General features: G+C 62.8%; 13 protein-coding genes. 3 read left to right on the top strand and 10 right to left on the bottom strand.

The window, feature by feature from the left end:
• Positions 1–4: 4 nt before the first annotated feature.
• The 3 genes from AB7933_RS03055 to AB7933_RS03045 are packed head-to-tail and all read left to right on the top strand — an operon-like array spanning position 5 to position 2,596.
• Positions 5–700, top strand: a complete 696-nt coding sequence (locus tag AB7933_RS03055) for an ABC transporter permease (protein ID WP_024072847.1) — start codon at positions 5–7, stop codon at positions 698–700.
• A gap of 38 nt (positions 701–738) precedes the next feature.
• Entirely contained in the window at positions 739–1,428 is a 690-nt protein-coding gene (locus tag AB7933_RS03050; protein WP_041161076.1) for an ABC transporter permease, read from the top strand.
• The gene (locus AB7933_RS03045; protein ID WP_024072845.1) at positions 1,409–2,596 is read left to right on the top strand and encodes a methyltransferase; all 1,188 of its coding nucleotides are present in this window, start codon (positions 1,409–1,411) and stop codon (positions 2,594–2,596) included. Before AB7933_RS03050 ends, AB7933_RS03045 begins: the two co-directional genes overlap by 20 nt.
• Positions 2,597–2,837: 241 nt before the next feature.
• Here AB7933_RS03045 and bcsQ (AB7933_RS03040) read toward each other — a convergent pair whose 3' ends face one another.
• From bcsQ (AB7933_RS03040) to bcsQ (AB7933_RS02995), 10 genes are all read right to left on the bottom strand, one after another.
• On the bottom strand, positions 2,838–3,770 hold the full coding sequence (gene bcsQ, locus AB7933_RS03040; RefSeq protein WP_024072844.1) for a cellulose biosynthesis protein BcsQ: 933 nt from the start codon (positions 3,768–3,770) through the stop codon (positions 2,838–2,840).
• Positions 3,771–3,947: 177 nt separating this feature from the next.
• A complete protein-coding gene (locus AB7933_RS03035) occupies positions 3,948–5,072 on the bottom strand; it encodes an alginate O-acetyltransferase AlgX-related protein (protein ID WP_024072843.1) in 1,125 nt (374 codons plus the stop codon).
• Between the two features lie 12 nt (positions 5,073–5,084).
• The gene (locus tag AB7933_RS03030; RefSeq protein WP_024072842.1) at positions 5,085–6,500 is read right to left on the bottom strand and encodes an MBOAT family O-acyltransferase; all 1,416 of its coding nucleotides are present in this window, start codon (positions 6,498–6,500) and stop codon (positions 5,085–5,087) included.
• A gap of 17 nt (positions 6,501–6,517) precedes the next feature.
• Positions 6,518–7,183 (bottom strand): cell division protein FtsQ, encoded by a 666-nt coding sequence (locus AB7933_RS03025; protein WP_024072841.1) that lies wholly within the window; start codon positions 7,181–7,183, stop codon positions 6,518–6,520.
• Complete coding sequence (locus AB7933_RS03020; protein ID WP_024072840.1) at positions 7,183–7,848, bottom strand: SGNH/GDSL hydrolase family protein; 666 nt, start codon at positions 7,846–7,848, stop codon at positions 7,183–7,185. Before AB7933_RS03020 ends, AB7933_RS03025 begins: the two co-directional genes overlap by 1 nt.
• 17 nt (positions 7,849–7,865) lie before the next feature.
• Positions 7,866–11,705, bottom strand: coding sequence for a cellulose biosynthesis protein BcsC (locus AB7933_RS03015; RefSeq protein ID WP_024072839.1), 3,840 nt, complete (start codon positions 11,703–11,705; stop codon positions 7,866–7,868).
• On the bottom strand, positions 11,687–12,883 hold the full coding sequence (gene bcsZ, locus AB7933_RS03010; protein WP_024072838.1) for a cellulose synthase complex periplasmic endoglucanase BcsZ: 1,197 nt from the start codon (positions 12,881–12,883) through the stop codon (positions 11,687–11,689). Before bcsZ ends, AB7933_RS03015 begins: the two co-directional genes overlap by 19 nt.
• On the bottom strand, positions 12,880–15,147 hold the full coding sequence (gene bcsB / locus AB7933_RS03005; protein ID WP_024072837.1) for a cellulose biosynthesis cyclic di-GMP-binding regulatory protein BcsB: 2,268 nt from the start codon (positions 15,145–15,147) through the stop codon (positions 12,880–12,882). Before bcsB ends, bcsZ begins: the two co-directional genes overlap by 4 nt.
• Entirely contained in the window at positions 15,144–17,363 is a 2,220-nt protein-coding gene (gene bcsA / locus AB7933_RS03000; protein WP_024072836.1) for a UDP-forming cellulose synthase catalytic subunit, read from the bottom strand. Before bcsA ends, bcsB begins: the two co-directional genes overlap by 4 nt.
• On the bottom strand, positions 17,360–18,382 hold the full coding sequence (gene bcsQ / locus AB7933_RS02995; RefSeq protein WP_024072835.1) for a cellulose biosynthesis protein BcsQ: 1,023 nt from the start codon (positions 18,380–18,382) through the stop codon (positions 17,360–17,362). Before bcsQ (AB7933_RS02995) ends, bcsA begins: the two co-directional genes overlap by 4 nt.
• Positions 18,383–18,927 lie beyond the last annotated feature (545 nt).

Below are 18,927 nucleotides of genomic sequence, written 5' to 3'. Positions count from 1 at the left end.
CACCATGAATTTCGATCTCTACGGATTCGGCCCCGCCCTCGCCGCCGGGGCGCTGATGACCGTCAAGTTGGCGCTCACGGCCCTGTGCCTGGGGTTGGTGCTCGGCCTGGCCGGTGCCTTGGCCAAGACCTCCCCCTACAAGTCGCTGCAATGGCTGGGCGGTGCGTACTCAACCATCGTCCGCGGTATTCCCGAACTGCTGTGGGTACTGCTGATTTATTTCGGCACAGTCAACCTGATGCGCGCCCTCGGGGAGATGCTGGGTAACCCCGACCTGTCCCTCAGCGCCTTTGCCGCCGGGGTCATCGCCCTGGGCCTGTGCTTTGGCGCGTATGCCACGGAAGTGTTCCGCGGCGCAATCCTCGCCATTCCCAAGGGCCATCGTGAAGCCGGTGTCGCCCTGGGGCTGTCGAAATTTCGCATCTTCACCCGCCTGATCATGCCGCAAATGTGGCGCATCGCCCTGCCGGGCCTGGGCAACCTGTTCATGATCCTGATGAAAGACACTGCGTTGGTCTCGGTCATCGGCCTTGAAGAAATCATGCGCCACGCGCAGATCGGCGTGACCGTCACCAAGCAGCCGTTCACCTTCTTCATGGTCGCCGCCTTCATGTACCTGGGCCTCACCGTACTGGCCATGACCGGCATGCACTTCCTGGAAAAACGCGCCAGCCGTGGCTTTACAAGGAGCACCCAATGAGCGGCGACTACAGCTGGCTGTCCCATTTCGACCTGGGCCTGAACTGGGCCGTGATCATCAAATGGCTGCCCAAACTGGCCCAGGGCGCGACCCTGACCCTGGAGCTGGTGGCCATCGCGGTGATCGCCGGCCTGCTGCTGGCGATCCCTTTGGGCATTGCCCGTTCCTCGCGGCGCTGGTACGTACGCACCCTGCCCTATTGCTACATTTTCTTCTTCCGCGGTACGCCGCTGCTGGTGCAATTGTTCCTGGTCTACTACGGCCTGGCGCAGTTCGATGCCGTGCGCAACAGCTTCATGTGGCCTTACCTGCGCGATCCGTTCTGGTGTGCCACCGCCACCATGACCCTGCACACCGCCGCCTATATCGCCGAGATCCTGCGCGGTGCGATCCAGGCCATCCCGCCAGGCGAGATCGAAGCCGCGCGCGCCCTGGGCATGTCCAAGCCCAAGACGCTGTTCTACATCATCCTGCCCCGCGCCTCGCGCATCGGCCTGCCGGCCTACAGCAACGAAGTGATCCTGATGCTCAAGGCCAGCGCCCTGGCCAGTACCGTCACCTTGCTGGAACTGACCGGCATGGCGCGTACCATCATCGCGCGCACCTACCTGCCGGTTGAGATCTTCTTCGCGGCCGGACTGTTCTACCTGTTGATGGCCTACCTCCTGGTACGCGGCTTCAAACTGCTGGAACGCTGGCTGCGCGTCGATGCCTGCCAGGGACGTTGAGACACGCTTCCAGGTGCTGGATGCGTTCCTGGTCGAGCACCAAGGGCTGTGGCGACCACGGCCCTTCACGCACTCCCGGCTACCCTGGGAAACCCAGCATCCGCAACTCGCCCAATGGTTGCGCCAGCGCTCGTTGGCCGATGCCGAAAGCAGCCATAACCAGCCCCACGACCTGCCCGCCCCCGCACCTTTTCCACAGCTGGCCGCGCAAGCCCTGCGCCTCAGTGCTGTGGATAAGTTACCGACCCAGCCCCTGGCAGCCGCGCGCCATCGCTTGAATGTCGACGTCCCCGGGCGTAAATGGCAGCAGATCGAAGCGTTCGGCGCCGCGCTGCACTTTGCGCAGACGCCGACGCATTGGCTGGACTGGTGCGCCGGCAAAGGCCATCTCGGGCGCCGCCTGCTGCAACCTGGCCAACAGCTGACCTGCCTGGAATACGATCCGGCGTTGATCGCCTCCGGCCAAGCCTTGAGCGATCGCCATCGGTTGCCGGTCACCCATCGCCTGCAAGACGTAATGGCAACCGTAGCGATCAACCCCGACCACACCCCCGTCGCCCTGCACGCCTGTGGCGACCTGCATGTGCGCCTGCTGCACGCGGCCAGCGCCGCCGGCTGCAAGCAACTGGCGCTGGCACCGTGTTGTTATAACCGCATCAATGCCGAGCGCTACCAGGCGCTGTCCGGCGCCGGTCGTGCGTCGCGGCTGCAACTGTCGGTCGAGGACCTTGGCCTGCCGCTGAGCGAAACCGTCACCGCCGGTGCCCGCGTGCGCGTGCAACGGGATACGTCGATGGCCCGGCGCCTGGGGTTCGATCAGTTGCAACGTCAATTACGCGGCTGCGACGAGTATTTGCCCACGCCCTCGCTGCCCTCCAGCTGGCTCGACCAACCCTTCGCCGACTACTGCCGGGAGCTGGCGAGTCTCAAAGGGTTATCCACAGGCGAGCAGGATTGGCCCGCACTGGAGGCCAGCGGTTGGCGTCGCCTGGCCGAGGTCAGGAACCTGGAATTGCTGCGTGGTCTGTTTCGGCGCCCGCTGGAGCTCTGGCTGGTACTGGATCGGGCATTGTTTCTGGCCGAGAAAGGCTACAGGGTCGAGGTAGGCAGCTTCTGCGAATCGACACTGACGCCGCGCAACCTGATGGTGCTTGCCGAGCGCGATTAAAGGGCAAAATTGTCGCACCCCAGCCTGTGGATAACTCTGTTGATGGAATCTTTACAGAAGCTGTAGCCAACAACGCTACCGGCAAAAAGCCATGCTGCTCATTTTTTACCCACGGCATAAACCACCCGCAAAACAGGCAGTTGCAGCGTGATGAGAACGGCTCCACAAAACGTGTATTGGGTGACAGCGGCCACTGCCCAATTGTGCATAAGCATCTGGTGATAGGCGTATAAACCGCGCTTTACCGCAGCTTTCTGCAGGCGATCAACCACCGGCAAAGGTCGTTGATATCGTCGCTCGCCAGGCCCGCCGCCAGGCTGTCCAACGGGTCTGCGCCGAAGGCCAGGGCTTCGCTGATCGCCATGTCGCGATGCACCTCCCACGGCGCCTTGTTCAACCGTTGCTTGAACGCCTCGACCATGTCCAGGCTGAACGCGTTGTCTTCATCGAGCTGGTTGATCACGAAGTGCACCTGCGGCGGGCGCTCACGCTCCAGGTGCGGCGCCAACAGCGCCTGCAATTGATCCAGTGTTCCCAAAGATGCCGCGTCAGCCTGGGCGATGACCAACACCACATCGGCCACGTTCAGCGCCTGGTGCAAGTACACGTTATTTCCGGCAGGGGTATCGATGACCACCGTATGGCGTGCGCTCAGGTCCAGGGGGGCGAGGTGTTGCGCCAGCCAGTCGGGTTCATCCTTGAGCCAGCGCTGCAGCTTTTCCTGTTGCTGTGTATCGCTGTCGCCAAAGGGAATGACTCGACTACCGGCAAAACCCGGCTGCTGGAGAGTCTCCCACTGCGCATGTTGCAGGCTGGCCACACCGATGCCCGGCGCAGTCGGGCTGACCCCGAAGTGAAGCCGCAGGGCGTTTTGCGGGTCCAGGTCCAGCGCGACCACCGGTTCGCCGTGGCGCTGCAGGCCACTGCTCAAGGCGGTGGCCAGGGTGCTGCGGCCCACACCCCCATTCACCGATACCAGCGCCACCACGCTCGGGCGCGGCGCCGCGCCGGCTACCGCCTGGGTTTGTTCATTGGCGCGGGTAGACTGGCCGGAGAACGGTGTGCCGTCATCGACCGGGATGCTGCCGAAAAAGTGTAGCCGCGCATGCTGCCCTTGGGGGTCTCGGCTCACGTCCTGGCCGAGAAGAACGAGAAGACTGTCGGTGAAGCTCATCGCACATTCCTCCTCACGGCGAAGCTTAAAGACGTGAAAAAGGTCAGCTGATACGACTGCTTACCGCAGGTCTTTTTGTCGTCGCCTTAGTGCCCGCAGTCTGCTTCAAGCCAGCAACAGTGTCATTATTTTGCTGTAGGAGCTGGCTATTTTTTAGACAAGTGGCAAAAAGTCAATTTACTGACTTATCGTCACCGGGTCGTACGGCGTCTGCAGGTCGCGCTCCGGGATCTCCCAAATCAGCAACTTGGGCGGGGTTTGCTTAAACGCCGGGCTGTCGAAATACGCCTTGGCCGCACCGGAGAATTCGCCACCGTCCTTGCTGAAGTTGCCTACCGGCGCATTCAGGGCCTTTTGCAGGAAGCCCACAAAGTTGGAGTTGCGCGAGAACGAGGTGCCGATCAGCGCCACATTCGGCAGGCTGGCATCGCCGAACAGGTCGTCGGCATTGCTGGTTGCACCACCGCTTTCATGGGCGGAACTGGCCGCGACCGACTCGCCCGGTGGCTGCAATTTCGGCGGCAGCCAGTCGAGGCCGGCCAGGCGCACCAGGTCGCCCGGGCGCACGGCGAGCGGTGCCTGGGTGATCGTGAAGGTTTGTTCCGGCGTGGCCTTGATACCGCGCTGCTGAATGCGCTGGGCCAGGGCCTGGGCCCCTGCGTTGGCGCCGATTTCGCTCCAGTGGGTATCGGTGCGCAGGTACGCCTGCGGGCCCAGGGGCTTGAGCGTGTCAGTCAGGTCCAGCGCGGAGACGCCGGCAGCCTGCAACGCGGCAGTCCAGGCCTGGACACGGCCATCAAGCACGGCTGGGCGATACAGCCCGCAACGCTGTGCGGCCGCGATGCGGCTCTTGTCCGGCACCACCACCACTTGCAGGTCGATCCCTTTTTTGCCCAGTTGCTGTTGCAGGTCGATCACGGCCTGGGCCTTGGTCTGTGCATTGGCGTCGGCATGGCGGTTGATGCGCAGCTCATCGCTGATAAACAACCAGCCCGGGCATCCCTGGCGCACGCGCGGCCCGGTATCGCCGAAGGCCAGCCAGCTGGAGCCACGCTCCAGGTTGGCGGCCTGGATCGCCATCGGTGCCTTGGCCAGTTCCTTGGCGAAACGGTGGGTCACGTCGCCATGCAGCAGCATGTCGGTGTCCACCTTGGCCGGCACGAAGCTGATCGGGCCCTTCACCATCAGCCAGGCGCAAGACAGAAGCCCCGCCGCCAGGAAGGGCACCAGCACCCAGGCCGCCAGGGGGCTGGTACGAACGGCCAATTCGCTCGGTGGAGTCGGTGCGGTAGGAGCGGGCATGGTCGGGCTTCCTTAGAACTGAAAGTACAGAAACGGTACGGCGTCGCGGCTGGCAATCAGCGCGAACGACAACACAAACCCGGCCACCGGCCACAGCGAAGCCGCCACCAAAAACCACGGCTGAGTACCAAAGCGTTGCTCGCAACGAACCTGCCAGATCGGTGCAATGATGCATACCAGGCCCAGCAAGGCCGCCATGCCATGGGCCGGGCGCAGCGCGACCGCCATTGCGTCACCCAGGGCCATGCCGTGCATGCCGAACTGGCCGGCATACATGGTCAGTGCCGAATGGAAGTCCGGCGCGCGGAACAAGGTCCAGGCCAGGCACACAAACAGCAACGTCAGGACGTGGGACAACACCGGCGGAATACTCGGCAAGCTCGAACGCGACCAGGCGCGGTCCACGCACAGCGCCACCCCGTGGGCCGAACCCCACAACAGGTAGTTCCAGCTATCGCCGCCGTGCCACAAACCGGCAATCGCCATGGTCAGGAACAGGTTGCGATAAGTACGCCACACACCGTCACGGTTACCGCCCAGGGCGATGTACAGGTAGTCGCGCAACCAGCTGGACAACGACAGGTGCCAACGGCGCCAGAAGTCCTGGATGCTGCTGGCCAGATACGGCCGGTTAAAGTTTTCCGGGAAGTGGAAACCCAGCATCAGGCCCAGGCCGATGGCCATGGCGCTGTAGCCGGCGAAGTCGAAGAACAGTTGCAGCGAATAGGCCAGGCAACCGATCCACGCATCCACCAGGCTCGGGTTTTCCAGGTGGAAGGCAATGTCCACCAACGGCGACAAGGTGTCGGCCACCAGCACTTTCATGCCCATGCCGATCATGAAGCGCCGCGCGCCGAGGGAGAAATTCGGCCAGTTGAAATACCGCTGGTTCAGCTCGCGACGGACCCAGTCGTAACGAATGATCGGGCCGGCAATCGAGTGGCCGAACATCGAGATATAGGTGGCGTAATTGATGAAGCTGCGCTCCACCGGCACCGTATGCCGGTGTACGTCCACCAGGTATGAAATCGCCTGCAATACGATGAACGACAAGCCGGCGGGCAACGCCACGCGCTGCCAGTCCAGTGGCATGGCGCCGTACCAGGTGATCACCTCACTCACGGTGCCCGCCACGATGTTGGCGTACTTGTACCAACACAGCACCGCCGTGTTGAACACGATCAACGCGATCAACAGGCGCACCCGGCCTTTGCCATCCTCGCGGGAGCGGTCCACCAGCAAGCCGCCGACCCATGCCACCACGGTCAAGACCATGTGCAGGAACAGGAACAGTGGGCTCAACCAGCCGTAGAACAGCCAGCTGCCGATCAACAGGATGACGTTGCGCCAGCTCGGACGAGCCAGGGCATAAATCAACAGGAAGGCCGGCAGGAACAGCGTGAGGAATTCGAGTGAGGCAAAGACCATGGTGGTGTCGGGCCCGATCAGTTAGCGAGTGCGTCAGAGGCGAACAGCAACTTCGAACCTGCAGCCGAAGGAACAGCCAGCACGCTATAGCGCTCGCCAGCCTTGAGGGTGAACGACAACGGCTGGCCAACCGGCGCGCCGGCGCATTTGAGCTGCACCGACAGTTCCACCGGGTTGATCATGCGCCGCTGCAACGAACCTTCGGCAACCTGCTTGAACAGCTCGGCTTTTTGCGCCACGGCTTCCAGGCTCGCATCGACGCACGTGGCGTCGGCGTTGATAAAGGCCAGGGAGGCCTTGAGCGCGTTGAAGTCGTCCGGCTGTTCGCGCACCACCAATTGGCGCGTGGCGCCCTTGGCGTCGACCAGCGCCACCACGGTGGCGAATTCGCCTGGGGCGACGGTCACCGACAGGTCGGCGTCCTTGCCATCGCGGCTCAACACGCCCTTGATCGGCTTGTCACCGCCCACCACCGGCAGGAAGGACGAGACCAACTTGTCGCCATTCAACACCAGGCTGGCCTTGGAGCCGGCGGCCACCAGCTTCAGTTCGCTGCCGGTGCCGTTGGCAAACCGCAGGAACGCTGCGTCTTGCTCCGGGCCGGTGGGATACAACGGGATGTCGGCGCTGTAGGCGCTGACGCTGGCGAGCAAGGCCGCCAGACCCAGGGTCATCCGTTTCATTATTTGCTTCCTTTACCGTAGGCCGATGGCGGCAGGTCACCCAACGCAGTACCAATAGCCTTGGCCCACTTCTGGTAACCGTCGATGGTGAAGTGCTGGCCGTCGGTGGTGATCCACTCGCCCGGCTTGGAGAAGGTCAACGAGTCGATGTAGGTGCACGGCGCCACGTTACTGGCCAGGAACGACGACATCAGCTTGGTGCGGGTGTCGTCCTTCTTGTACTGGGAACCGACCTTGCCCCATGGCGGGCCGACCCACACGCACTTGGTGCCAGTCTCGGTGATCGCCTTGGTCAGCGAGGTCACGCTTTTCCAGGCCCAGGCTTTGGGGAACACCGGGTTGGTGTAGGAACCCATGGTGTCGCCGATGATCAGCACCACCACATCGGGTTTGTCCTTGGCGATCAGGTCTTTGATCGGCGTGGTGCTCATGGCGTTCTTGCCGTAGATCACCGCTTTGCCGGTGGGCATGCGTTCGCCGCCGCACTCGACTTTTTTCGGCACGACCCAATCCGCCGCACCCGCGCCACAGGCGCCGATGGAGTGAACCACCGCGCCTTGCTTGGTCAGGTTGTCTTGCAGCGGGTTGAGCAACGAATCGGGAAAGCTCATATGACTTTCGCCCAGTACCAGCATGGTTAGGCCGGCAATCGCAGAAACAGGCATGAATGACTCCGATTTAATCAGTTGGAATAGGGGGAACGGTACGGGCTGACCGGCAATGGCATCGGCCCGCTCAGGTCCTCGAACAAGTAGCGCAAGTAAGCATTACCGGCGTACTGGCGGTAGTCCTGGGCGTTATCGAGACCGATTTCGCCACCCAGGTAGAACCGCGAGCTCAGACGATATTCGGCAGCAGCGTTGAAGCTGTAGCCGACGCCGGTTTTGCTGGAGCTTTCGTACTTGGGATTACCCCTGGACGCCTGAAGTGTGCTGTCGCCAGGGAAATAATCCGTGCCATCTTGCGCGATATGCTGCAAGCCCACCGAACTTTTTACCTGGTAGCTGAAGCGGTCAAAGCTTTGTGCCCAGCGAATCGGCACACCCAGGGAAAAGAAACGCTGCGGGCTGAAGTAACCGCCGTTGCCGTAGGTGTAGAAGTCCTGGTTTTCCTTGAAGGTCATCGCCGAGCCGCTGATCCCCAGGGTCAACGTGTCCCGCGGGTTGTTGCGCAGGTACCAGTAGATACCGCTGCCCAGTTCCAGGCGGGTGTTGTCTTCGACGTTATTGCCCAGCAGTTCATGCAGCGACGCGTAACCGTAGACGCCCAGCTTCTGGTTGTCGTAGCTCAACTCGCCACGGCCGCCGTTGGCGGTGACGCCGCCCCACTTGTTGCCCTCGCCGTCTTCGGAACCGGCAAACGAGGTGACACTGTCAGTGACCGGACGCCGCGAAATGTTCGCGCCATAGCGGAAGTTCGGATTGGCTTCAAACGGACGCGACACACTCACGCCACCCACGAGGGTGTTGTAGAGGAAGCCCAACGGGCTCACACCGACATCAGCCTTAACGCCTTCATCCGGGTTTTCAAATGCCACGGCCAGGCCTACACCGCTGTCGCTCTGGGAACCCGCCGGGGTCGTGGAGCCTTTGCCGAAGCGCGACAACGCATCGCTACCGACGCTACCCGCACTCACGTGCACCGGCGTCACGCGCAACGCCACGGTGTTGTCACCCACCGGCATCCGCGCCTCAAACGGCGCTTCCACGTCGGTGATCTTGCTCAAGCCTTTCTCACCGTTGTTGCTGCGCACGCTCAAGCCCTGCACCACATAACCGGTACGGTCACGCAGGATCGTATCCAACGCGCGCCGCGCCGGGCTCAGCTCAGGGCTGTCGATGGAGGCGATATTCGAAGGCGGCACAAACGGTTCGCTCAAGTCGTTGGACGTCGCGCTGGCAAACGCGCTGGACGTCACGGTCTTGGTCGGCGCATCGATCGGCGGCGGTACAGCGCCGGCGACAGTCAGGTCGGTGACCTGGCGACGCTGGCCCGGCAGGCCCACGAAGGGGTTATACGACTTGCTTTGAGTGTCGGCCTGGGCCACCTGGGTCTTGGCCTTCATGGCGTTTTCAATCGCCAGGGCCTTGCGCAGCAGTTCAGCGGCTTCGCTGTTCTTGCCCAGGCCCTGGTAGATACGCGCGGCGGAGGTGAGGATCTCCGGGTTGGCCGGTTCCAACGCCAGGGCCTTGTTGCTGGCCGATTGCGCCAAGTCACGGTCGTTGCCTTTCAAGGCAATATCCGCCAGGCCCATTTGCAGGCGTGCATTGTTCGGGTTCTGCTGGATCAGCGGCGCGTACAGCTCCATGGCCTTCTTGCCGTTGCCGCTGGCGGCATACATGCGCGCCAGGGCGCCGACGCCCAAGGCGTCGTTGGGACGCTGGGCCAGGGCCGGCGAGAGCATGTCGTAGGCCGCCACCAGGTCGTTCTTCTCGCGCAGGGCATCGGCCTGCTTGACCCGGTACAGGTAGATCAAATCGTCGTAGCGCTGGCGACCGATCTCGGTCAATGGCTGGCCTTGCACTTCGCGCAGGATCTCGCCCGCCTCGCTGTACTTGTTGGCCTTGAGCAGCACGTTGGCGTACAGCAGTTTCTGGTCGACCGTCGGGTTGGGGTTGTTCTCCACCACCTTCTGCATCATGTCCAGGCCGTACTGCGCGGCACCGACTTCCACATAGGCGGCGGCCAGCACGGCCACGCGCTCAGGCTTTTGCCGCGTCAGCGGTTCGGAGCGACCGAGCAGCGCCAGGGCTTCGGGGCGCTGGCCACGGCGAGCGGTTTCGATGGCGATGTCGGTCTGCTGGTGCAGCGCGATATCGATCGCCAGCTCGTTCATGTCAGCGGTACGTTGGGCGGTTGGGATACGACCCAAGGTAGTCTCGGCTTGCTTCCACTCGCTCAACTCGGCCGACAACAAGGTGCTGGTGTACAGCGCGTCCGGCTGGTTGGGCTGGGTCTTGAGCAGACCGTCGATCAAGGCACGGGCGTTGCGGATCTGGCCGTCGCGCAGGTACATGCGGGCCAGGGCAAAGCGGGTCCAGGGGTTTTCCGGGTCGGCATCGAGGGCCTGGCGGTAGGCAGCCTGCGCGGCCTTCACATCGCCGCGTTGTTCGGCCAGCTTGCCGACCTGGGTGGCGCGCAGTGCGTTGATTTTCACGCTTGGCGCGAACTTGGCACGCTGGGCGGGCGACACCGAGTCGATCAGCTTCAAGGCTTCGTCCGGCTGGCCCGATTGGGACAGTACGTTGATCAAGCCACTCAGTGCATCCGGGTCGCCAGGGTGACGGGCCAGCACCTTGCGGTAGCCGGCTTCGGCGGCGTCGAACTGATTGTCCTGGGCCTGGAAACCCGCCAGGGCGACGGCGGCGCCGGGTTGACCGGGGTTCAGGCGTTCGGCCTGGGCCACCAGGTCACGGGCCTGGGCGCCACGGCCGGCGCGCTGGGCGTCGCGGCTCTGGCTGATCAGGTTCCAGTAACGCACGTCATTGAGCGCCGTTTGCCACGCCGCACCACCCGGTAAACGGGTGGCCTGTACCAGGTAGTTTTCCGCTTCGCTGTAACGCTCTTGCTGTTGACGCAACACGCCCATGCCACCGAGGGCATCGACGTCATTGGACTTCTCGGCCAAGCGCGCGGCCAGCAGCGGCTCGGCGGTTTTCAGGTCGCCAGCGTCCAGGGCCTTGAACGCCTTGGTCATCTGCGGATCGCGCTGCCAGGTACCGCCATTTTTGCCTTGGGCAATGCCTTTGTTCATCAGCGCGCGGATCTCGGTGTCATCCGGGTGCGCAGTGAGGAACTGCTGGAACAACGCCACCTGGTCGGGCTTGGGCGGGCCGAGCCAGATCAGCGCGAAGCGCCAGGTTTCATCGGCGTTACCGCCCACGTCGTTGTTCGGTGCCAGCTTGGCCAGCGCGCGAATACCGTCGGCACGGGTGGCCGGGTTACGCGCCAGGTGCTTGGCCAGGAACAGCGCGACGATCGGGTCGTTCGGCCGCTCACGGGACAAGCGCTGCAGGCCGGCGATCGCTTCATTGGTGCCCTTGGCGGTGAAGCCCAGGGTGTTGTAGTACTCGCGGGCAATCAGGCCCTGGGGCTGGCGGCCCTGGAAAATCTGGCGGTACAAGGCCACGGCCTTTTCGCGCTCGTCATCGGGCTCACCCAGTTCACGGGCCTGCTCCAGCAACTTGGCGTTGTCGGGCTTGTTGACGGTGATGTCTTGCTCTAACTGCAATGCCTGGCGCGGGACCGGGCTCAGCGCTTGCAAGCGGGCCAGGTATTTCTGCGCCTCGGCCGGGCGGTTCTGTTGCACCTGGATCAGGCCGATGCCGTACAGCGCATCCGGCTGGTCCGGGCTCAGGCTCAGCAGTTTTTGCCACGTCTCAAGGGCGCGCTCAGGGTTTTTCTTCGACTGCCAGTAGTAGCCCTGCTCGATCAGCAGGGACTGGGGGTCGCTGGTTTCGGCCAGGCTGGCACTGGAGGCCAGGGCGGCGAGAATCGCAATGGCTAGCGTGTGACGGCGCATGCTGCCTCCCAGGATAGTTTGACCGTACCGTCTTGTTCAAAACGGTACTTCTGATCGGCAAAGCCCTGGCTGAACAGGCTGAGCATGTAGTCGTAGTAGATTGGCTGCGCGCTGTCAGGTGCCGACGGGGCCAGGGCTTTGTTGAGCGCGTCGTCGACCTTGGCCTTTTGCAGTTGTGCCAGGGCGGTTTCGCCACGGGCCTGGAAGAAGGCAATGGTCGATGCCGAGAAGCTGAGCGGCGAGTAGCCGTTGTTCTTCTCCACTTCGCCGGTGGTGACGTGGATTTTCTCCGGCGGGAAGCCGGTGGCCGCCGCAGCCGTCGCCCGGGACATACCGCCCAGGGACTTGAGCATGCCCGCCGCCAGTGGATCGCTCTTGGCGGTCATGCCGGCCCACATGTAGGTGCGGATCGCATCGTAGCTGCCCAGGTCATCGGAGAACGGGTCGACCACAAACAGCCCGGTGTTGGCGCTGGTGGCGCGGTAGCCGACCCAGTTGGCCGCCAGGCCATGGGGGTTGCTGGCGGTATCGGCGAGCATCCGCGCGTTGCTTTCGGCCACTTCGTTCCAGCCGGCGTTCGGGCGCTCCTTATGGAAGCGACGCAGTTGCGCCAACACCTGGTAGCTCGGGTTGAAACGCCACAAGCCACCGCCATGCACGTAGCCGACCGGCCCTGGCAACAGCATCTTGCCCAGGCCCGGCACGCGCACGATCAGGTTGCGTTCGACGTTGGCCAGCAACAATTGCGCGTCTGCGCGGTACTGCGGGGCATTCCATACGCGGGCCGCTTCGAGCAGCGAGTAGGCCATCCACAGGTCAGCGTCGCTGGCGGAGTTAGGGTCGATGATGCCCCAGGTGCTATCAGGCTTTTTGCCCCATAACCAACCCGGCAGGTTCTGGCCGATATCGGCCCCCGACATGTTGGCCTTGGTCCAGGTCCAGAGCTTGTCAAAGCCTGCGCGGTCGTTACCGACGAGGGCGAAGAACATCGCGTACGACTGCCCTTCCGAACTGCTCTCGGTGGGTTTCATCGACGAGTTCAGCACGCGACCGTCATCCTGCACGAAGCGTTTGGCGTAGTTCTGCCACAGCGGCCAGTCGCAGGTCTGCGCTTGCGCAGCGCCTGCAAACATCACCGAGCCCAGCGCTATCAGGGCCATGCTACGCAGCGGGCTCATGCCAACCGCCGTTTTGCACGGGCACGCAGCGACAGGTAGATCAGGCTGGTCACCACGGCGAGGCCGAGGAAGGTGATCAACAGCATCCAGCCCAGGTTCTGCGAGAGTTGCCACTGCATGAACTTGAAGTAGTTGAGCTTGCCGACGTAGTACTGCTCGTCCGCCACCAGCGAGCTGATTTGCGTGCCTTGTACCACCGCCAGGCTGCCCTGGATCGAGTCTTTGTAGTTGTCACCGCCGATCAACGCGGAGGTGGCTTCCAGCAGGCCCTGAGGCTGGTTGCTGGCGATCAGCACCACGCTGCGGCCAGCCTTGAGCGGCGATTGGAAACCCGCCAGCCAGGTGCTGCTGCTCAAGCTGTTGAAGGTGATCCCGGTATTGGCGGTGTGGGTGTTAGCCGCAGGGTCCGGGCTGACCCAGCTGCGCACATAACGCGGCAGGTCAGACAGCAGGAACTGGTGTTGCTCGCCATCGCTGGTTGCCGGCAGGTATTGCTGCCACTGCTTGAGCAAAGGTTGGTTGCCTGCGGTGGCGAGTACCAGCAAGTCTTTGTCGGCAACGCTTTGCACGTCCTTGGCCTGCACCACTTTGACGGCGGTCGCCGGGTAACCGGTGGCTTCGCCGAAGCGGCCGAGCACGGTCAGGTACGCGGTGAGTTCGTCGGTGCCGTAGTTGTCGGGCATGACCACAGCCGATTCCGACAAGTCAGCCAGGCGGGTGAACGGGAAGCCGGAGTCGTTGAACACGCCCAGGTTCGGCATGGCGATAAAGTGCTGGTAGCCGGTGACATCGAGGGTGGAATCCGGGTCGATGGAACCGCGCATGTTGTCGACGATGATGTCGCGGCATTCGCCTTCTTTGATGTAGTCGTACATAAAGCGCAATTGCAGCTTGGACTTGGGCGACGCCGAGCTGATCGGCAACAGGGTCGTCACTTCACGCGGCAGGCTTTCGTCTTTCTTCAGCTGGTCGAGCAGGGTTTGACCACCGCCGAGGTTGCTCACCGACGGCAAGGCCACGGACTTCATGAACTGGTCATTCAGGCCGATCAGCAGCGACGAATTGGTCGACACCTGCTGCGGCGTGTAGCGGTATTTGACTTTGAGCGGCACGCCCTCTTCACGCCAGTTGAACAGGTCGGGCGGCAGGCGCAGGTCGACGCTGATGGCGCCGGGGTTGTAGCCCGACACGCTGAGTTTCTGCTGCTCGACCAACTCGCCCAAGCGCACCGGGCGGTTGCTCGGCAGCCAGTTCGGCGCGTCGTACGGACGGCGTGGCGCGAGGCTGTCGAGCTTGGTGATGACCACGCTGTTACCGGCCAATACCGGGTTGCCCAAGGCGACCGCCGTGGCGGCGCGCTTGAGCTCTGCGCCATCGCGACCGGTCACGATCAGCAGCTTGCCGTTGGCATCGTTGGGGTTGGCGAGCAGGGTCAGGGTCGGGCCGGTCGGCTTGGCCACGGCGATACCGTGTACATCCATTGCATCGGTGGTTTGCACCAGCACGATCGCGTTGCCCTTAGCCGGCAGGTCGCCGAGGGTGGTGGGGAAGGTCGCGCCACGGTAGCTGGCGAGGCCGCCAATCCACGAGGACAAGGTGCCGGCAGCTTCCAGCGCGGCGCTGTCCGGGGTGGTCGCGAACACGAACGGCAGGCTGACCTGGCGCGCATCACGTTTGTCGAAGAACGGCAGCGGCAATACAGCCAGGTCGTCCTTGAGCACGATCGGCTCGACCTGCACCTTCAACTCACTGCTGTTGCTGATTTTTGCCCACAGGCTGCTGTGCAAGGGGTCTTCGCAGGACATCGTGTAGTGGCCGATGAACTGCAGGCTCAGACGGTTGAACTCGGTGATCAACTTCGGCGGGATCTGCACCAATTGTTCTTGCTGGGTGCCCGCGCCTTCTTTAGGCAACGGCAGGCTGGCGGCGACTTCGCCGTTGACCAGCACGTTGATCTGCGACAGGTCCGCCAACAGTGCCGGCGAGTAGCTGTACTTGAGCAACAACTGCGCGCCCTTCACCACTTCATCGGCACGGATGTCGAAGTTGACGCTGTCGGACGACTCCACGCCTTGCAGGTTCATGGTGTCGCGACGGCCCAGTTGCTTGAGCGTCAGGCTGTAGCCGGTGTCGGTGCTTTGTACCGGTACCGTGGTGACGGCTTGCTCGGCAGCTTGCGCCAGCGAATTCAGGCCCATCAGCGAGGCGATCATCAGCGCGAGTGCACGGCGCGGATGAGGACGAGAGAACATATTCGAGGTCATGGCTTGTCCATCAGCGTATCGAGCGGTTGTGTAGGGGTGCGGCGCAAGGCCAGACGCAATTCGTGCAGGGTGGCGCGGCCGAGGGTGAACAGGCCGCCGATGCCAATGGCGCCGACTTCGCGCAGGGCTGCCAGCGGGGTGTCGGGCTGGCCGGCTCCCCAACTGGCGGCCCAGGTGTCGGCACGCGAGAATGTCAGGCGCACCAGTTCGCTTTGCTGGCGCAGGCTGAGGGGTTCGAACTGGGCACCGATCTGCGCGCCCTTGCTGAACACCACCCGCGCTTCAAACAGGCTGTCTTGGCCGTTGCGCGACAACACCAGTTGCACGCGCTCACCCTGGGTGATCGAGTGGCCGTCGCTGAGCATCAGGCCGAAGCCATTTTGCGAAAAGTCCTGGGTGACGCCATCGAGCACGCGGCCATCGGCGCAAATGATGCTCACCGGCAGCTTGGCGCTGACGCGCGGCTCGGAACGCACTTGGCGCGCCTCGGACGCTACAGCCACGGCGGCGCTGGTGATGATCAGGTTGTAGAGGGTCCAAGTCAGGTTGATCGCCACCGTCACGGCCGTGGACGCATCGCCCCAGACCAACTGATGGATACCGAAGCCCAGGCCGATCAGGTTCACCGCCAACAGCACCAGGTAGGGCCGGGCGAGTTTCCAGTCGAAGAACTGCTTGTCGATGATGCCGCCCTTGTCGGTGACGTTGAAACCACCGGCCTTGGGGTTGACCAGCGCCACCAGCACCGGCGGCAGGATGTACCAGGCCAGTACGGTCTCGTACACCTCGTTCCAGAACGAGTGACGGAAACGCCCCTGGATGCGTGAGTTGGTCAGGCTGGAATGCACCAAGTGCGGCAACACGTAGGCGACGATCATCAGCGCCGAGGCGTGGAAGATTTCCGCGCCGAAAATCAAATAGGCCAGCGGCGCGGTGAGGAACACCAGGCGCGGCAGGCCATAAAAGAAGTGCAGCATGGCGTTGGCGTAGCAGATGCGCTGGCCCCACTTGAGGCCCTTGCCCAGCAGCGGGTTGTCGGTGCGGAAAATCTGCGCCATGCCCCGCGCCCAGCGGATCCGCTGGTTGATGTGGCGCGACAGGCTTTCGGTGGCCAGGCCCGCGGCCTGCGGGATCGCCAGGTAAGCGGTGTTGTAGCCCAGGCGGTTGAGCTTGAGCGCGGTGTGGGCGTCTTCGGTCACGGTCTCGACCGCCACGCCGCCGATTTCCAGCAGCGGCTTACGGCGAATCACCGCACACGAGCCGCAGAAAAAGGTGGCGTTCCACAGGTCGTTGCCGTCCTGCACCAGGCCGTAGAACAGCTCACCCTCGTTAGGCACGGCGCGGAAGGTGTCGAGGTTCTTTTCGAACGGGTCCGGCGAGAAGAAGAAGTGCGGCGTTTGCAGCATCGCCAGCTTCGGATCTTTAAGGAACCAGCCCAGGCTCACTTGCAGGAAGGAACGTGTCGGCACGTGGTCGGCGTCGAACAGAGCGACGTATTCGCCGTCGGTGACCTTCAGCGCTTCGTTGAGGTTACCGGCCTTGGCGTGGAAGTTATTGTCGCGGCGGATGTAGTTCACACCGACCTTGCGGCAGAAGTCGCGGAACTCATCACGGCGGCCGTCATCGAGCACGTGGACGCGCAGCTTGTCCTTGGGCCAGTCCATCGCCTGGGCGGCGAAGATAGTCAGCTTGACGATGCTCAGGGCTTCATTATAGGTGGGGATAAACACGTCGACCGTCGGCCACTCTTCCGGCTCGGTGGTCAACCATACCGGCGTGCGGCGCAGCGGCCAGGCGGTTTGCACGTAGCCGAAGATCAGCACGATCAGCGCGTAGAACTCGGCCGCGACCAGGCCGTAGCCGAAGAACATGTCGAGCCAGGTTTCAAAACCCAGGGTGGAGGTCAGGCGCCAGAACATGTAGCGCAGCGACGCCACCAACGACAGCACCACCAAAGCCAGGATCGCCAGGCGCCCCGGGATCTTGCGCAGCACCAGCACCACGACGAAGCACACGGCGGCGAACAGGCATTGGCTGTAGAGGTCCAGCGGCGCGCTGATAATGCTCAGCAACAACAAGGCGCCGAGCACGCAACTGGTAACGACCAGTACCGTGCGCAGCGCCGCAGGCCAGCGATTGAAGCGCGCGATGGCGCCATTTAGGCGCTGTTCAGCGCGCCCTTCGACGAAGGGCGTGGAGAGCGTATTGTCGGTCATGGAAGGTCCGAGTCGATGCGTTCGAGCAAGGCGCGGCACAGAGCGTGGACGTCCTGGCTGCCGATACTGTTGACGGTTGGGTCGAGGGGATCACGCCCGTAGGCCTGGGCTTCGCTGAACGACAGATCACGATGCACCGTGCCCAGCAGGGCATTGCCCAGGCGCGTCTTGAACACCTCGACCATGTCCACGCTGAAACGGTGGGCAGCGTCCAACTGGTTGATCACATAAAAGGACTGTGGCGGCTTCTCGCGCTGGAGGTAGGGCGCGAGCATCGCGTCCATCTGCGCCAGGGTGCTGAACGACGCCACATCCGGCTGCACCACCACCAGCACCGCGTCGGCGACCGACAGGGCCTGGCTGAAGTACACCGTGTTGCCGGCAGGGACGTCGATAACCACGATGTCCTGGCCGCTCAACTTAAGACCGGCCAAGCGTTGGCTCAGCCACTGCTCATCCTGGCCCAGCCAGCGATTCAGGCTCTGCTGTTGTTCGTAGTCAGTGCCCCCGAACGCCACCAGGCGGCAACCGGCAAAACCGAATTCCGGCAAGGCTTCCCAGCTTTGGTTATGCAGGCTGGTGGCGCCCACGCCAGGCATGTCGAGACCCAGGCACAGGTGATGACGCAGGGCGTTTTGCGGGTCCAGGTCCAGGGCCAGCGCCGGCCGCCCCTGGCGCTGCAAACTGCTGGCAAGCGCCGCGGCCAAGGTGCTACGGCCGACACCGCCTTTGACCGAGACCACCACCACGACTTTCGGTGTGGGCTGCGCCGAAGACACTTCAGGGCGCAGATGGTCGGCTTCGCCGTGGTTCAGCTCTTCCAGCAGGCGCAGCAGCGGCGCCGACGGGGCTTCATCCACAAGCGCCGCAGCGACAGGCAGGGGCTTAACAAGCGCCGGGCTTTCCAGGACCTCTACATCGTCCTCAATGAACTCATGGACAAATTCGATTTCGCGGTAGCCATTTGGGTTGGCACCCAGCTTGTTGAATAGTTTTGAAATGTCATCTGCTCGACTCACTCACTGCCCCTCCCCACCTGATTTGCGCTTTAAAGGCGATAAAAAGGTCAGCAAAGAGCTGACCTTGTATTTTTCTAGTTATGTGGTGTGAGGCGCATTCTGTGATATCACATTGATGGTGTCAGTATTTTGATGCTTTTTGCTCTTAATTATCCGACGAACGGCGTGGCGCCATTTTTATGACGATTTACCGGATAAAAACGTATTATCTGTAAGAACATGAACTTGCACTGATTTATCCGGTTTCTTGTTGTCCGACCGGTCAAGAACGGCACAAATCTGACATAGCCTTCAACAATTAATCAGTTGCCTCACACTGTCTCGAAAATTTGCCTACACGGTTAAGTAATTAAACCCACCGTTCATATCGCGCGACAGAATACTCAAACCCCTGCCGGATTCAAGGCAAAACCCGCCGGGCGGTCGCTGGCAAAGTCGCAGCCGCCGTACCCCTGCACAGATGCCCCCAGCGCCGACACACAGCGAAGCAAAACCCGCGCCGCCAGACCCACAACCGCCATCGGCCGGGCCGTCAATCAGCCCTG

It is taken from the genome of Pseudomonas gorinensis (assembly GCF_042015035.1).
Lineage (GTDB): Bacteria > Pseudomonadota > Gammaproteobacteria > Pseudomonadales > Pseudomonadaceae > Aquipseudomonas > Aquipseudomonas gorinensis.
The sequence above is the reverse complement of the archived record's forward strand: the minus strand, read 5'-3'. Positions and strand labels throughout refer to the sequence as shown.

What these genes read in the sequence shown, in the direction of transcription:
- bcsB (WP_024072837.1), bottom strand. Translation starts at nt 15,147, where the DNA reads ATGACCTCGAATATGTTCTCTCGTCCTCATCCGCGCCGTGCACTCGCG.
- bcsA (WP_024072836.1), bottom strand. Translation starts at nt 17,363, where the DNA reads ATGACCGACAATACGCTCTCCACGCCCTTCGTCGAAGGGCGCGCTGAA.
- AB7933_RS03025 (WP_024072841.1), bottom strand. Translation starts at nt 7,183, where the DNA reads ATGAAACGGATGACCCTGGGTCTGGCGGCCTTGCTCGCCAGCGTCAGC.
- AB7933_RS03015 (WP_024072839.1), bottom strand. Translation starts at nt 11,705, where the DNA reads ATGCGCCGTCACACGCTAGCCATTGCGATTCTCGCCGCCCTGGCCTCC.
- AB7933_RS03035 (WP_024072843.1), bottom strand. Translation starts at nt 5,072, where the DNA reads ATGCCCGCTCCTACCGCACCGACTCCACCGAGCGAATTGGCCGTTCGT.
- bcsQ (WP_024072844.1), bottom strand. Translation starts at nt 3,770, where the DNA reads ATGAGCTTCACCGACAGTCTTCTCGTTCTTCTCGGCCAGGACGTGAGC.
- bcsZ (WP_024072838.1), bottom strand. Translation starts at nt 12,883, where the DNA reads ATGAGCCCGCTGCGTAGCATGGCCCTGATAGCGCTGGGCTCGGTGATG.
- AB7933_RS03045 (WP_024072845.1), top strand. Translation starts at nt 1,409, where the DNA reads ATGCCTGCCAGGGACGTTGAGACACGCTTCCAGGTGCTGGATGCGTTC.
- AB7933_RS03055 (WP_024072847.1), top strand. Translation starts at nt 5, where the DNA reads ATGAATTTCGATCTCTACGGATTCGGCCCCGCCCTCGCCGCCGGGGCG.
- AB7933_RS03020 (WP_024072840.1), bottom strand. Translation starts at nt 7,848, where the DNA reads ATGCCTGTTTCTGCGATTGCCGGCCTAACCATGCTGGTACTGGGCGAA.
- AB7933_RS03030 (WP_024072842.1), bottom strand. Translation starts at nt 6,500, where the DNA reads ATGGTCTTTGCCTCACTCGAATTCCTCACGCTGTTCCTGCCGGCCTTC.